The organism is Phycisphaerales bacterium (genome assembly GCA_029268515.1).
Lineage (GTDB): Bacteria > Planctomycetota > Phycisphaerae > Phycisphaerales > SM1A02 > JAQWNP01.
In genome coordinates this window covers 24,654-40,430 of sequence record JAQWNP010000008.1, presented here as the reverse complement: position 1 = coordinate 40,430, position 15,777 = coordinate 24,654, and the positions used below count along the sequence as shown (strand labels likewise).

The following is a 15,777-nucleotide window of genomic DNA, read 5'->3' as shown; positions in this document are numbered from 1 at the left end:
TTATAAAGATACACTGCTCTGCAGCAGTAACGTACGACATTGACACCCACGTATTGATATTGAACAATTCTTAGTAACCATGGCTGTTCCCCAACGACAAAAGCGACTTAAGAAAGAAATTTCGCTCTTTCAGGTCTACGCATTAGCAACAGGAACCACTCTGAGTGCTGGCTTGTTTTTGCTGCCCAGCTTCGCCGCCGCTATGGCGGGCCCGGCCCTTATTGTGGCCTATATTGTGGCCGCTTTGTTGTTTATCCCGCCCATGCTCTGCAAGATTGAGCTGGCAACCGCGATGCCCCGGTCAGGCGGAACATACTACTTTCTAGATCGCAGTCTCGGACCCGTTGCTGGCACCATCGGCGGCTTAGGAACATGGTTAGCGTTAACGCTTAAAGCGTCCTTTGCACTGGTTGGCATGGGTGCCTACATTGCCCTGGTCTTTGGATCAGACACGCACAGCTGGATTTACAAACTCATTGCGGTCGTCATTGCACTCTTGTTTGGTTTGATCAATCTTGTGGGTGCAAAGTCAAGTGGAAAAGCGCAGGTCTATCTGGTTGTTGGCGTACTTTTGATAATGACTCTTTTCATTATCAGGGGGCTCTTCTCTTTAGAGAGCCAAAATTTTGAGCCGTTTCTAAAGATAGATCCACAAGATGACACCTTTGGTGGTGCGATGCAGACCGTCTTGGCAACAACTGGAATTGTCTTTATTAGCTTTATTGGGGCGACGAAAGTCATCAGTGTTGCAGAAGAGGTTAAAGACCCAGAACGAACTCTCCCAAAAGGTTTGTTACTTTCACTTGGCACAGTCGTGGTGATCTATGTATTGAGTTTAGTGGTAATGGTTGGCGTACTGGGTACTGATGAGATGGCCACTGGCGATGAAGGCCTTCCACTCAAAACACCTGTTGCCAATGCTGCTCTCAACTTTGCCGGCATTGCCGGTCTTGTTGTGATTTCAATTGCCGCAATCATGGCTTTCGCGTCCGTGGCGAATGCTGGCATTCTGAGCTCGTCACGCTACCCCATGGCGATGGGTCGTGACCACTTACTACCAAAAGCGTTTGGTCGGCTTGATCGCCGAGGCACACCCGTACTCGCTGTCATAGTGAGTGTGGTAACCATTGTCATTTTCGTGCTTTTCCTTGATCCGCTCAAGATCGCCAAACTTGCCAGCGCCTTTCAGTTGGTCATGTTTGCCATGCTCTGCTTAGCAGTGATTATCATGCGCGAAAGTCAAATCGAGTCTTATGACCCAGGTTGGAAAGCACCATTTTATCCGTGGTTGCAGATCGTTGGCATCATTACCTTATGTTGGCTGATTATCTTGATGGGTTGGATGCCCGCCTTGTTTGCAGCAGGTTTAGTAGTCATTGGCATCTTGTGGTATCGCTGGTATGCAGCCCCACGTGTAAGACGACATGGTGCCATCTATCATGTCTTCGAACGACTTGGAAGGCGTCGATTCGAAGGTCTTGATATTGAACTTCGTGAGATCCTAAAAGAGAAGGGACTGCGTGACGAAGACCCCTTTGATGAGGTCGTCGCGATGGCTTCAGTAATGGATGCGAAAAAGGGAACCTCCTTTGAAGAAATCACGGGTTTCGTTTCAGAGAAGTTTGCCACTCTTTTAGAAAGAGATGCCAATCAACTTAATCAGAGCTTTCTAGAAGGAACACGCATTGGTGCAACACCTGTCACCGGTGAGGTCGCATTACCTCACATCAGACTTGCGGATATTGATATCCCTCATATGTTTATTGTCCGGGTGCGAGACGGTGTTGACATCGAAATGGGTGCAGTGGCAACTGAAAACAGTACAACGCGCCGCGTAACAGCCCTCTTCTTCTTAGTCAGTCCAGATGATGACCCAGGCCAACATCTGCGTTTACTTGCCCAGCTCGCTGGACGCGTCGAACAAAGTGATTTCAAAGAGAGTTGGCTCAAAGCTTCCAACGGCCACACCATCAAGGAAGTCTTACTACGAAATGACCGGTACCTCACCATTGAGCTGCAGCGAGGATCCGCTGCACACCAAATCATCGGGCAGGCGATTCGAGATATCGGCTTCCCCGAAGGCTGCTTGGTGGCCCTGATCCAGCGCCAAGGTGAAATGATTGTGCCCCGTGGCCGTACGGTCCTGAAAGAAGACGACCGAATCACAACCATCGGTGAGCCGGATGCCATTCGCTTGCTGCGAAAAGAGCTTGTTACAGGCGAGGACTCGGCATCTGATCAGTGACCGCTAACCATTTGGATCACAAGATCTTGCAGCCCGAAGACCTAAAGACTGGTCAAGTATCACTTGGATTATATTCAGAATAGGTTCAGGCCCAGCACCTGATCGTAGCGTCACCCCTTACACTTTGGTCTTGACTGTTCTGTGGGGATCTGGAGCTTCCAGATGCAGCCAGTCAGGAATTCCGGAAGAAGAGGCAATACAAATGACTAGGATCAAATCGCTTTGCGCTGCGGTTTCTTTTATCGCTATTTTTACCGTTGTCGGATGTGACAAGGGCTCTAATGCACAGGTTAATGAAGCTGGGCGGCTGGTACCAAGTAACGCTCTCGCTGTTTTGGCTATCGATTCGCCTGAGCAACTACGCCAACAGCTTCTTAAGATTGGCGATGCCATCGAGCCTGACATGACCAACTCAATTCTCAAGGGCGACCTCAACGGCCAGCTTGCCCCATTGATTGAAACGAAGCAACCAATTGATATGTCACGACCCATAATGCTGGCGATAGGTGCACCTGCAGATCCCAACGCCAATGATCCTTACATGACATTGATCCTCGCCATCAAGGGCGCGACAAAAGACAACGTCAAAATTGGATCTGAAGCAAGCAGTCAAAAAGCCCAGTTGGTTTTTCTCCCTAACTCTGAATACGTCGCATTAACAACTCAGCCTGAGTTGAAGGCGTCAGCCAAAGCGCCTGCGATTGTAAAAGACATGCTGCCAGGTGACATCACCTTCCGTTTGAATATGAAAATGCTCGATGCGGCAATAGCAAAGACTCCGGATAATGACGCCGCTGATTTTCTCAAGATTACAAAAGATATAAATCAGGTTGACTTCGCCACTGAGCTTGATTTCAAAGACACCAAGATGATCTGGCAAGTTACCTTCGATAGTGATGATAAAACCAAGACATCGAATTCAGATGCCCTTTCATCTCTGGCAAGCTACCTTCCAGCCGGTGAAATGATGTATGCCGCCATGGATCTGGATCTTATGCAATGCCTCATTAATCTCGATCAGACGTGGCTACTCGACTCGATGGCTGGCATTAACGACAAGCAGCTTAAGGCAGCCACTCAGAGCCTTGAGGATGCGAAGGCTGTGATGGCAACGATGAAGGATGGCTCCGCTTTATCTGTCAATATCCAAGGTGATAACAGCAAAAATAAACAGATGAGCATGTTCATGGTCACCGCAAGTGATGATCCCAAAGCGTACTTTGATGCCTCTATGAAAGAATGGAAGTCTGAAGAAGTGCTTTATGGCATCAAAATGTCTTCACATGAAATGACGACTGAGAACAGTGACATAACGCTCAATGCCAGCTTCGAAGTTGATGCATCTGCTCAAGAAGATAACAACCCATTTGCAGCGTTTTATCAGCAGCTCACGAGCTTTTTCCCAGGTACTTTTAATATCACTGGTGTATCTGGCCATGGGTATATAGGCATGGCCGCTGTGATGGGTGGTGATTCAAAATCAAGCAGCGCTCTTAAGACGATTAAGTCTGGGAAGGCTGGACCAGTTCCCGTAGAATTTTCTAAAGCCATGAAAGCTGATTGGGGCCACACCCGCATGGCGATGACCATGGACCTACGTGTGCTTGCACAACAGTTACACCGCATCGGGGCATCACCATTCAACGTTGGCAATGGAGCGCCTGCGCCTGTGACAACCCGCATCACTTCAAAGGCCAATCAATACCGCTTGACAATCTCTACCAATCTAGAGGCAGACCTAGCCCTTTATAAAGAAGTTGCTTCCAAACGAGCGCAAGCGACTCCTTGAGCAGCGTTGAAGCAAGATCATTGCACCTCGTTGCCGCACGGTGCTTCAGGGGCATAATGGCATCACAGGCATTGACGAAGCTGACGCTCGTCAATGCCTGTTCAGTAGAGATCTGAAAGTTTCAGATGTAGCCAAATAGTCATTTCCAGAAGAAGGCGGCTAGACAATTGAACAGGATTAAATTACTCGCCGCGACCATCGTGTTCTTTTCCATTTTGTCATGGTTTGAATGTAATAAAAGCCTCGCTGCACAGAATGATGAAGCTGGACGCTTGGTTCCCAGCGAAGCCAACCAGGAAATGGAATAGCGAAGAGACTATTGAGATATGTAGGGCCGTAAATCACCGCAGCTATCACGCGTAAGCCTCTACAAAGATTTGAATTAGGTTCCATAAGTTGCTTTCAATCGAAGCATCTTGGTGGCCTCACAGCTTTGCTGATCACAGATGTGCCAAAAGGCTCCTAAAGCGCGTTTTCAAGAGATCAATGCGACCTCCCATCTCAACTTCATCGTGGAAAAATCCAGCCCCAGTCCAATGAGGTCAGATCTGATCAATAAAGACACAGTGCAGTCTGGCTGTATTCTCTTTATGCTGATGATATTCCATGGTCCAGAAGCATTGGCTTCCCTGAGTCAGTGACAGACCGATTGGTCCTTTTGAATGGTGGAATATTAAAAAGAGACGCAGGGCCAACAATTAGCTTGAGAGACAAGGCAATGAACACAGAAGTACCCACAGCTGCTGAACTACGAGCACGTATGCATGACTATTGGTGGCTCTTCGTCATCGATGGCATCGTGATGGCCCTACTCGGTCTGGCTATCTTCTTTATCTCAATCTTTAGTCCCGAAGCCGGCATCAGAATCTTTGATTTGATATTCGGTTGGATGTTGATCATATGGGGCGTTGTCGGCGCCGTGCGTGTCTACTACGCAACACAGGCTGGTGATCCACCCATCATTTGGCTCGCGCCAATCGCGATCTTTGCGCTCGGCCTTATCTTGGTCATCATGGGTGAGGTTGGAGTGATCAACCTCATGTGGATCTTTGGCCTCATCTTGTTGGTACTTGGCGTTTTGGAGTCTATCTCTGGTTTTAGTATGGACCAGGAACATGCCCCGTTTGCCGTGCTCTCTGGCTTATTAGCAGCCATCATCGGCGTGCTCATACTCTGCTTTCCTGCAGATGCCACCCTTCTCATTGCCATCTTGTTTGGGATTGGCGTGTTTCTACGCGGTTTGATCTTTTGCTGGGCAGGAATGCTGCTCCGCCGTCCGGGATAATCAAGAAACTTCTGCTTGTAAGCCCGCCTCAATGCCTAAAAACTGAGATACGTCAGCCCAATACGCCGCTATGAACGTGATGAGGCTAATCTATCTCATTCCCCTGACTTCATGTACCTATTGACGATCTGTGCGGCCCAACCTTCTGGAAGCCTTTTTTATGTCTCCCTTTGAACAGTTCGAATCTTCATTTCATAAGCACTTCACACGTAACCCCAATCGGCGTGTGTTTCTTGGTCTTGATCAAGATCTGGGACAATTGCCAGATCCATCGCTCTCTGAGGCCCATGCTTGCGCTGCTGAAGCAAACAAACTACTCAGAGACATAAAGGACATTGATCAAACAGGCTTGGACTTTGACCAAAACATCGACCTTGAACTCGCCCAATTAATGCTTGCAAGTGAAGTGCACGAACTCACATGGGTCTTTAATGACCGAACCAGACATCAGCAACTCCCCGAAGCTGGTGAAGAAATCGGTGATCCGATTTTCTTTATGTTCGCCAATGACCCACGACCAGATGGTGATCGCCTCCAAGACATCACCGATCGACTCAAGCAAGTGCCTGACTATCTGAACGCGATGATTGACCGACTTGATCATCCAATCGACCGATGGCGCACCATCGAGCTCGAGACATTAGATGGTCTACCGCTGCTGTTTGATTCCGTAAACAACTGGGCAGAGCATATTCAATGGGCTGATCGAGACTCGCTCAAAAGTACCGCCGAACTTGCAACCGATGCAATGAAAGCATACGGCCAGCGCCTTCAGGAAATGCCGACAGAGAGAGACTTTCATTTAGGTGACCAGCCAACCCGTGAGCTTGTGTCATTGTCTGGAATTGAACTAAGTCTTGAACAACTTCACGAGCTCGCAACACACTTTCTAGCTCAAAATGCCATGATCATCGATGGTCTCCATGAGCGCCTCGTCGAACGCTATGACCTCGCTTTAGGGACCGACGTTGCAGGGCTACAAAACCAACTCAACAGACATTTTCGTGTTCAAATCGAGCAAGATGGTCTGGATTCAATTCTTGGTCGATACCGCACAGAGCAAGAGCGCATCCTTAGTTTCATTGATGAACAGTCTTTGTTCCCAATTCCCGCAGACCAAGAAATGCGTATCTTACGAACACCATCCTTTATGGAGCCCACAATACCTGCTGGAGCAATGGAACCGCCGGCACCCTTCCGGGATGGCACGCGCACGAGCCTGGTGTATCTCACATTGGCCGAATCACTTCTTGATGAACATACTGAGTTGAGTATTCCTGGCATGATGCTCCATGAAGGCATACCGGGTCACCATCTGCATCTTGCAACTGCCGCTGCACATCGCTCAACGATCCGCCGTCACATGGAGGCAACTGACCAGTGTGAAGGCTGGACCACCATGCTTGAGGACTATTTACTCGACATCGGGCTTATGGGTGATTTAACAGATGAAGCACGATTTATTGCCAAACGTGAGATTAATCGTATCGGTGCACGGGTTGGAATTGATCTGTTCTTTATGACTGGCGATCGAACCTACCTCGATGTCGGTATTCCCTGTGATATTTCACCTGACGATCCATTCGAAGCAGCAGGCAATTTACTTCAGGCTGTCACTGGCTTTACGCCGGACCGTGTTCAGACAGAGCTCAACTGGTACAGTCTCGAACGTGGCGTACCACTTGGCTACCTGACAGGGAACCACCTGGTTTGGGAGCTCAAAAGAGATGTGGCAGCAGCCCAAAAAGGTGCACTTGAGGGCACTGATTTAGACCGATGTTTCCACAAGGTCTTTTTGGAATCAGGTAATATGCCCGTGGCATTCCTAAGACGTGTCTTTGAACACAATGGTCTGCTCGCCTCATCTACATAAGACAACATCAACGAGGATTCCCGAAATGCCAGAGAAGCAATCCAGCGAACTCGAAATGACGGCCGATCAAATCGCGTTCCTCGAAGAAGTCATCAGTAAGTATGGACTGCCAGATCAAGGCAAAGCCATTCGGTGTCTGATCAACTTCGCTCGTGATCGCACTGACCTGGCTGACGCAATCTTTGCAGAAATGCGCTGCCTTGATTGTGGTAGTTAGCACTCTCAACGTTGAGACTTAGCAGCTGCCCCCCAGACTTTTTGCGAGCTCAACCAGATCGTCGTAATCAACAATACCGTTTCCATCCACATCTGCTGGGTGCGCACCTGTAGCCCCGATGGATTCCAATAATGCGATGAGATCATCCATATCAATGTCACCATCACCATCTACATCGCCTGGGCATTCCGGGCAGCTTTCCATAAATGTCGTTCCATCATCGTATGACAATGTTGCAACTTCTTGACCATCGAAGTTGTTTGGCGTGTTCGCACAAAAGATAGAATTTGTTACTTCAGTAGATGAAGGGCCACCATAAAAGATCGCGCCTGCGGTGGTTTGTGCATTGTTCTGGGTGAACATGCAACCATCTATCAAGACCTGTTCACCTGCGCTTAGGAGGCCCGCGCCATTTGCATGTGACTTGTTCTGGCTAAATGCGCAAGCAGACAACTCTGCCAAATCAGCGTTGATAACCGCGCCTCCTCCAATGTACGCTCCGTTCAAGACCATTCCACAATGCGTCATTTGAAGCGTGCCATGTGATACGAACAGACCACCACCTTGAGTTGCTTTGTTATGAACAAAGCTGGTTCCATCCATTGTCATTGTCGAATATTCAAAGTAAAACCCACCGCCGAGATATTCCGCTCCATTATCAGAAAACTTTGAACCTGTCTCGATCAGCGTGCATTCAGATCCATAAATACCGCCGCCTCGATATCCGAAGTTTTTGTAGAAATCACTCTCTTTCAGATTGATGTCACTCTCAAAGGCGTAAATGCCTCCGCCGGAATACAATGCATTATTCAATTTGATTTCTGCATATTCGAGATTCACCTTTGTATCACTCAAAAACATACCGCCGCCAACCTCAGCACTGCAATTGCGTATGCTCGTATACAACATCTCAATTTCAGCTCCACCGTGCGCATAAATGCCACCACCAGCCTGTTCAGCTTTGTTGTATTTGAAAAAAGACGCAATCAGTGGATGGCCTCCTTCAATGTACATACCGCCACCATACATAGCTTTACAGTGAGAAAATGTGCAGGCCGCTATATAAGGACTGCTATTGCTGATGAAAGCGCCCCCACCTTTGTAACCAACCCCATTGATCACACGAAGACGGTACATCTGTGTGTCCCATGTTTCACCACTGTTGCAGGTGATACCAGGGCCTTCATAGTTTGCGTCGATATACGTTGCGCCCCCATCTGAATAGGATGTCCCAGAGATGGTAATTGCTTTTCCGAGTGTATTGATACCACCCTTAAAATAGCCAGGACCAACATTGATCTGATCACCATCGTTGGCTGCATTAATCGCCAACTGAATATTCTTGTAGGCACAGCCTTCGTGGCATACTTCCAATGTGTCTCCTTGGAGCGCCGTAAGAATACAGAGTGGCAGCAGATAAATAAGTCGATTGAGCATGTCCAGTCTCCTTGTGAAATAGCTTGTATTGATGACTATCAATACAGAGCTTGCTCCATTTCCATTCAGACTGAATGACTTGATTATAAAAAGATCAACCCTTGTACTATCGAATTACCTTTCCTTACAAGTTATGTCGCCTACTCAATGCATCATTGCAGTAAGCGAAATCTTGTTAGACATACTGACTAAGTAAAAGCGCAGCAATATCTCATGTACAGCTATACGCCCTTTGCTACAACACATTCACATCGAACAACGCGTTATTGTGCACGCATGGGGGCAATTATTTGCTTATTTTTCTACAGGGGGGGCAACGCACCCGACAGGATTCGAACCTGTGACCTTCGGTTTAGGAAACCGGTGCTCTATCCAGCTGAGCTACGGGTGCATGAGTACTTCTGTTTCTGAAGATAGTTTAGCGTGAGAAAGCCACTGGGAATGCTCTATGCCTTCGCTATTGCAGCCTCTACATCTTCGGAGCGCATATAGTCATAGCAGGATCATCAACCATCGCTTTTTTAGCAAAATCGCTGACACTTCCGTGTGGGTTTGATCCGAATTGGCAGCATGCTCTACTTTTTCTGTCCAGACGCGGAGAATCATCATCTTGAGACCATCTTCTGGTCGACGAGAGTAATGTTATAAAGCCCCGCCTTCCTGCATGGCATTCCCGACGAGACTCCATATTTAGAAGCAGGATGGATCAAAAAGAGATTGAGTATGAACGGCCTATCCAAGCACAACAAAGCCAAAGATGCGAGTCAAACCGCCACTGGCTCTCACCTCGCCCAGTTGACTGGCCGATGGGCTGCAGCAATTGTGGTACTTGTCTTCTTAGCTGCGGCTTTACCGCTTATTTTGTCTGACGATACTCGAGGCCGAGCGGCTCATGATGCCAACAACTATCACGAGCCAACCATTCGTACTTTTCAGACACAGTGGCCTGCCCCTGATCTCACAGACTATGCTTCATCAACCGCACCGGGATATCACCTAGGACTATCCCTTGCTTCTATGTCAATTAGTGAGAATCGTATTTTCTTAAGATTGACTGGTGCTCTTTTTACGATTGGACTTCTGATCACCATTGCCTTCTGGGCTGGCAGAAGACTTGGCACCTTGCAGGCCACTCTTTGCTGTTTACCACTCGTCGTGTCCATGTATGTCTTTGTGTCAGGTGCCTATCTCTTGCCAGACAATGCAGGCTGGTGGGGTGTCTTAGCAATTATTTTGCTGAGTCTCTCACAGCGCTGGAACTATCGTCTCTTACTGATCAGCGGTTTGATTCTGCTCGCGCTGGTTTTTACAAGACAAGTTCATATCTGGGTTGCGGCGCCCATATGGGCCGCCGCTTGGCTTGGCCCCGCTGCAATGCACAGGCGATCACCGGAACAGTTATATCTCGCTGAACCGAGATCAGCACTGATACGACTGATCATCTCCGGGGTCGTCACTCTACCTGCATTTCTATTGCTTGGCTGGCTCATCCTCTTATGGGGCGGCCTCGTTCCACCGAGTTTTCAAGAAGGCGTTGGGAATCAACAAGCCGGCAATCCAGCCACGCCAGCTTTTATTCTGGCCCAGCTCGGCTTCTTCTCGCTGTTCTTCATTGCCTATCTCGTACCTGCATTACGCCATGTTGCACAGCGCGCACCTGTGTTTCTGATTGCAGCCGCTATTCTTGGCGCCTTGCTTGCCATTATTCCTGAAACAAGCTTCAGCGCGGAAGCGGGGCGATCTTCCGGGTTCTGGTCCGCCGTACGCAGCACCCCAACAATAAACGATCGCAGTATTGTATTGGTACTGGGCTCCGCAGCAGGTAGCGTCTGCCTGTTCCTATGGTGGGCAGCTCTGCCCCATCGACAGCGATGGATCATCTTGGTTACGTTGATTGCATTTATTGTCGCTCAAAGCGCCAACTCATTTGCATGGCAACGCTATCACGAACCTTTTATACTCATGCTGCTGCCCATCATGGCTGCTTGCACCCGTTTAGGTGGCCCTGACATACGACCAATTTCTGAAACGATTCAGAATAATCATGGAAGATATATTGGCCGTCTTATAGGCCCATTTATTTTGGCGTGTTTACTCGGTGTCATGACGGCCTGGACAATGATTAACGCAAAACCTGCTCGATCGTTATCTCAGAATCCAACCATACTCATCAATAGCGCGCCGAGCGTACTCATCGATCATCGGTAATTGGTGTATCCGCATGCCGCCCCGTCGGATGAAAAATTCAGTTGTTGGTCACGCCCCAGACTTTCTCAACTGCTCTATATCCCCTGGGATCATATTTAAGTAGTTCTGTTCGATTACGCGGAAACCAATCGTTTTCGCCAAAGTATGCCTCCGTCATTTCAGAAAAATACTCTTCCTGATTTGTCGCAGCATAAGCTTGGACTAACTTGTTTGGGTCGCGACGCGATGGCACCTTTTTATAAAGTCCGCGATTCATAGCCGCTTTATAAGCTTCTTTAATATCACTTTGATCTAGGCCTAGTTCGATATTGTGATAAGCATGGGCGAGTTCATGAAGCATGGTCTCTGGCGCCCACTCAAAGACTTTGTGCTCATACATAATTGCGTGCGGATTAATAAAGTGAACACCTGGTGCCATATGCGGGTTGAGTCCGTGATTTCGTAACCACCCTGGACTGCGATGAAACGGGATCACACCATTTTCGCCTGGTCGCAATGGATAGCCAGGTTCATCACTCACCCAGATCGGAATGGTCTTAAGAAAGGCGAGTTGTTTTTTAGGAATAACTTCTTCAATATACTTAAGACGATCATTGAGTGTCTTTCGAATATCTGCAACTAATTTAGTGTCGCTGATGAGGTTTTCTTCAATGAGAAGCTTCCAACCTCGAACATTAAATACCGCATAGTCCCATGTATTTTCTTTATCGCGAAAGGTCTCGATCGATGCCGTCGATTTGGACGCTGCTTCCTGATGTGCTTTGATGAGCGCGCTGGCAGCATCATCTAATGCGGTCTTGACCTGGTCTCCAGTGACGTTGGTTGCGACGAGAACACCAAATCCAGCTTTGGGCGCCAGCCAAGCAACACAGCGCCACCGACCATTACTTCCTCCGTGTGTCAGTGCTGCGCCTTGGGCCCAAATTCTTTGCACAACCGTCCAACCTAAGGCGTAGTTTTGCCCTTCAGGTGGGCGGTGCATAAACGAGAAGCTGGATTGAGGAAGAAGATCTGTATCTCCGACACTCCCTCGCAAATGTAAAGCTGCAAATGCGGCCCAATCTTGCATTGAAGAAAAAACGCGTCCTGCTGGCCCAGTGGCCAGTGGATTATCAGCGCTCGCACCAGGTTCCACTGGCTTTCCGTTGGGATGTCCCCAAGGCTGACTCACCTCGCCATGTCGACCAGGCACACCGAATCCAGTTGTGGACATTGCCAGCGGCCAAAAGAGACGCTTCTGCATCAATGTTTCCCAACTTTGATCAGCTGCCTCTTCCGTCATAGCGCCAGCAATGACATAACCAATATTCGAATACAACTTTTTTGTTTTGGGCTCACAAACAGGCTCTTCCATGAGCGCCTTAGCCACAAGCCTTCGCCGTTGCTGCTGAACCGTACCGCTTTCACTTAACAGATCTGGATATCCTCGTTTCATACCGGAACGATGCGTTAATAGATCCAACAAAGTTACGTCTCTATATACGTCATTCATTGGCAACTCTGGAAATGCCTCACTCATTGTGAGATCCCAACGAAGCGTCCCTTCATCAACGAGTATCGCACATAAAGTGGCAGCCATTGCTTTCGTACAAGATCCAAGTTGCCATTGGTCGTCTTCTGTAACCTCAATAGGGGAACCCTTTTTACGAAAACCAACTGCACTCACTTGGCAATCACCATTGCTTGTCACGATTGCCCCCGCCAAAGCAGGCAAGCCATATTGCACCCGAATTGACTCTAATTGTTCATCTAGAGATGGCGTATTCCCAATTACAGGCGACGACGATATCATGCTTGCAATAAGCATGACTGTGTTGAGTTTGATTTTTGACATGCTTCTCTATTCCTTGTTGATCAACCTCATGCGAGAGCAATCCAACTTTATTACGGTATCCCATTTTTCCTTATCTAACACACCAATAAGGATACCTGTCGTAAATTTTTCACTTACAAAGGGGGAGCATAAATGACAACGAGTCACGATCGGCCAAAAGATGCCACTCACTTTTGGACAGTTGTGTTGCCCATTCAAACATTGTTGCTTACGGCTTATGTGGCGCCAGTGTACGGCTTCAACGCACTAATCCAACCCATCAATCGTATTTTTTCCCCTGGCGAGGAAATGACAGGTTGGTCTGGATCTATTGTTGGTGCCATACTCTTTTTAGGAATTGGCCTTGGCGCTCTTCTGCTCCCACAGCTCAAGAAGATTATTCCCAATCCAAAATTCTTGCTACTGGTGTCATCGATTTTCATGAACGTAGGACTCGCTTTAGCTGCACTCGCATGCTGGCTTGACTGGTTCTGGCTCATGATTGTTGGACTCTCAGTGCTTGTCGGATTCTTCCTTAGCAACTTTTATAGCATCGTTACTTTCTACTTTGTAAGTTGGGGTCAACATGTCGGCCGTGTGGGTCTGATTTCTGGTGTTGTTGGCTTGTGCTTTGGAATCTGGGCAGCTCTTTACTCTTTCTTTGCACCACTTGTCTTTAGTGCTACGTCTACACCAGTTAGCTTTCTCTTAACGATCATATTTATTGTGCCAACCATCATTGGAATCATTCTGCTCAAATATCCCGAGGCCACGAACAGTTCAACTACGTCTCAACCCTCAACACCAAACCTGGGCATCAAAGGCATACTCGGCCTGACTTCCTTTTGGCTCTTTTTCCTTTTTTTCCTTCTCTTCCTGACGCCAGGCTTTGGCTTTAAGATCATCGTGCAAGCCATGATTTTGGAAGTCTACCATTCAACACAATCAGTGGCTTCCATTATTGCTGTTGCATTTCTTGGAAGCTATGGAATCTCTCGACTTATATTTGGAATCACCGCAGACAAACTCAAACTCAAACTTATCTTTCTTATATTTTGCGCCGTACAATGCTTGGCATTGCTTGGCTCCGGCATTGCGATACACATTTTCGATGGACCACTTGTTATTGCGGTTTTAATGTGTATCACAGGCGCGATGTTTGGTGCCGGCAAGAGTCTATGGACCGTGCTGCTTGTCAACATGTATGGCCCCGTTAATTACACACATGCAATTCGAGCGGCGCTCCCTGCATATGGCCTCGCTGGTTTCTTCGGGCCTCTTACATTGGCCTTTGCACTTCGTTCGAAAGACGTCGTTGACTCCACATCAATCTGGTTCTTCGGGGCAGGTATTGCCCTGTTTGCTTGCTTCTGCCTCATTTGGCTTCTTCGTGTTCATGATTATGAGGCCTATAAAAATAAGCGGCGACAAAAGATTAAGCTCTGGATTAGCACAACAGACGAGCGCAGTTGGTTCTAAAGATCTTGTTTATCATGGAGTGAGGCGATTGCCTTTATCACTGAATTCATTCTTAAACATTTAGCATCCACATGACATTGACTCGCGATCCAGACATACGAGACGACAAGAACGCTGCTCAAAATACGAAACGATTTTGGTACGTTGTCTTACCGACAAGTCCAATGCTTCTTACCGCATTTATTGCTCCACTCTATGGCTTCAACGCGCTCATCGAGCCATTAAACAAGATCTTTTCTCCTGGAGAAGCCAACAAAGGATGGTCGGGGTCGATCATAGGTGCGATACTTTTTCTTGGCCTGGGCAGCGGCGCGTTATTACTTCCTAAGATAAAAACCTTCATACCGAACGTACGCTTGCTGATGTTTATTTTGATCAGCACCATCGGATTGAGTATTGCAATAGGTGCACTTGCTTGTTGGCTACAGTGGTACTGGCTTCTGATTGTGGGCTTTAGTCTACTGATGGGCCTTTGTATGAGTAACTTCTATAGTCTTGTTGCTTTCTATTTGGTGAGTTGGGGCCAACAGGTCAATCGCGTTGGACTCATCACAGGCGTGATGGGTTTATGGTTTGGAATTTGGGCAGCTATTTATTCCTACTTTGCACCAATTGTCTTTCAGACAACGGGTGTCATCTATGGACTTCTGCTTTCTGCCTTATTTGTGGTACCAGCAATGATTGGCATTTTCTTAATGAGAGAGCCGAAATCAGATGATGCATCAACAAAGGTAATCACACCAGAAAAAGCCACCCCTGATTTGGGCATGAAAGGCATTCTCTCTACAACATCGTTTTGGATTTTCTTCGTGTTCTTTTTGCTCTTCTTAATGCCTGGATTTGGCTTCAAGATTATTGTGCAAGCCATGACTGTTGAAGTCTTTCATGTTACACAAGAAAGTTCTTCAATCATCGCTGTTGCCTTTTTAGCAAGCTATGGGCTCGCCCGATTTGTATTTGGTGCTATTGCTGACAAGCTGAGGTTGAAACCAATTTATTTGGTTTTTTGCAGCGTGCAGTGCCTTTCATTACTTGGCGCTGCAATCGTTCTACAGCTTCTTGCAGGCCCACTACTCTTCACCATATTGATGTGTATTACTGGTGTTATGTTCGGTGCAGGGAAGTGCTTGTGGACCGTGATGCTCGTCAGTATGTATGGGCCCATTAATTACACGCATGCTGTAAGAGCTTCACTGCCAGCCTTTGGACTCGCAGGGCTCTTCGGTCCACTGACTCTTGCATTCGCACTACGCTCAAGTAATGTTGTTGACTCCACAGCCATCTGGTTCTATGCAGCCGCTTTTGCGCTGGCAATATGCTTTTGTCTCATATGGATTCTGCGTCGCTATGACTATGAGGCTCTTGCTCAACACCAGCCGCAACAGTTGCGATTGCGCCTTTGTAAACGCGATAAATATAGTTGGTTCTAAT

At 47.7% G+C, this 15,777-nt stretch carries 11 protein-coding genes and 1 tRNA gene; 9 read left to right on the top strand and 3 right to left on the bottom strand.

Features of this window, described 5'->3' with window-relative positions; genetic code table 11:
* Positions 1-79 precede the first annotated feature (79 nt).
* From P8J86_06110 to P8J86_06085, 6 genes are all read left to right on the top strand, one after another.
* Positions 80-2,245, top strand: a complete 2,166-nt coding sequence (locus P8J86_06110) for an amino acid permease (GenBank protein ID MDG2054263.1) — start codon at positions 80-82, stop codon at positions 2,243-2,245.
* Positions 2,246-2,447: 202 nt separating this feature from the next.
* The gene (locus tag P8J86_06105; protein MDG2054262.1) at positions 2,448-4,034 is read left to right on the top strand and encodes a hypothetical protein; all 1,587 of its coding nucleotides are present in this window, start codon (positions 2,448-2,450) and stop codon (positions 4,032-4,034) included.
* A gap of 167 nt (positions 4,035-4,201) precedes the next feature.
* Positions 4,202-4,342, top strand: a complete 141-nt coding sequence (locus P8J86_06100; protein ID MDG2054261.1) for a hypothetical protein — start codon at positions 4,202-4,204, stop codon at positions 4,340-4,342.
* A gap of 410 nt (positions 4,343-4,752) precedes the next feature.
* Entirely contained in the window at positions 4,753-5,319 is a 567-nt protein-coding gene (locus P8J86_06095; protein MDG2054260.1) for a DUF308 domain-containing protein, read from the top strand.
* Between the two features lie 160 nt (positions 5,320-5,479).
* On the top strand, positions 5,480-7,192 hold the full coding sequence (locus tag P8J86_06090; protein ID MDG2054259.1) for a DUF885 family protein: 1,713 nt from the start codon (positions 5,480-5,482) through the stop codon (positions 7,190-7,192).
* A 25-nt stretch (positions 7,193-7,217) separates the two neighbouring features.
* Positions 7,218-7,409: a hypothetical protein gene (locus P8J86_06085; protein MDG2054258.1), complete on the top strand. Its 192-nt coding sequence runs from the start codon at positions 7,218-7,220 to the stop codon at positions 7,407-7,409.
* Positions 7,410-7,427: 18 nt separating this feature from the next.
* Here the strand turns inward: P8J86_06085 and P8J86_06080 are convergent, their stop codons facing one another.
* Together P8J86_06080 and P8J86_06075 are read right to left on the bottom strand one after the other, a co-directional pair.
* Positions 7,428-8,846 carry a hypothetical protein gene (locus tag P8J86_06080; GenBank protein ID MDG2054257.1) on the bottom strand — a complete coding sequence of 473 codons (1,419 nt, stop codon included), beginning with the start codon at positions 8,844-8,846 and terminating at the stop codon, positions 7,428-7,430.
* A 317-nt stretch (positions 8,847-9,163) separates the two neighbouring features.
* A tRNA-Arg gene (locus tag P8J86_06075) sits at positions 9,164-9,237 on the bottom strand.
* 332 nt (positions 9,238-9,569) lie between these two features.
* Here P8J86_06075 and P8J86_06070 point away from each other — a divergent pair.
* Positions 9,570-11,054 (top strand): hypothetical protein, encoded by a 1,485-nt coding sequence (locus P8J86_06070; GenBank protein ID MDG2054256.1) that lies wholly within the window; start codon positions 9,570-9,572, stop codon positions 11,052-11,054.
* 37 nt (positions 11,055-11,091) lie between these two features.
* Here P8J86_06070 and P8J86_06065 read toward each other — a convergent pair whose 3' ends face one another.
* On the bottom strand, positions 11,092-12,888 hold the full coding sequence (locus P8J86_06065) for a serine hydrolase (GenBank protein ID MDG2054255.1): 1,797 nt from the start codon (positions 12,886-12,888) through the stop codon (positions 11,092-11,094).
* Positions 12,889-13,020: 132 nt separating this feature from the next.
* Here P8J86_06065 and P8J86_06060 point away from each other — a divergent pair, with 132 nt between their 5' ends.
* Together P8J86_06060 and P8J86_06055 are read left to right on the top strand one after the other, a co-directional pair.
* On the top strand, positions 13,021-14,346 hold the full coding sequence (locus tag P8J86_06060; GenBank protein ID MDG2054254.1) for an MFS transporter: 1,326 nt from the start codon (positions 13,021-13,023) through the stop codon (positions 14,344-14,346).
* Between the two features lie 71 nt (positions 14,347-14,417).
* Entirely contained in the window at positions 14,418-15,776 is a 1,359-nt protein-coding gene (locus tag P8J86_06055) for an MFS transporter (protein MDG2054253.1), read from the top strand.
* Position 15,777: the final 1 nt, after the last annotated feature.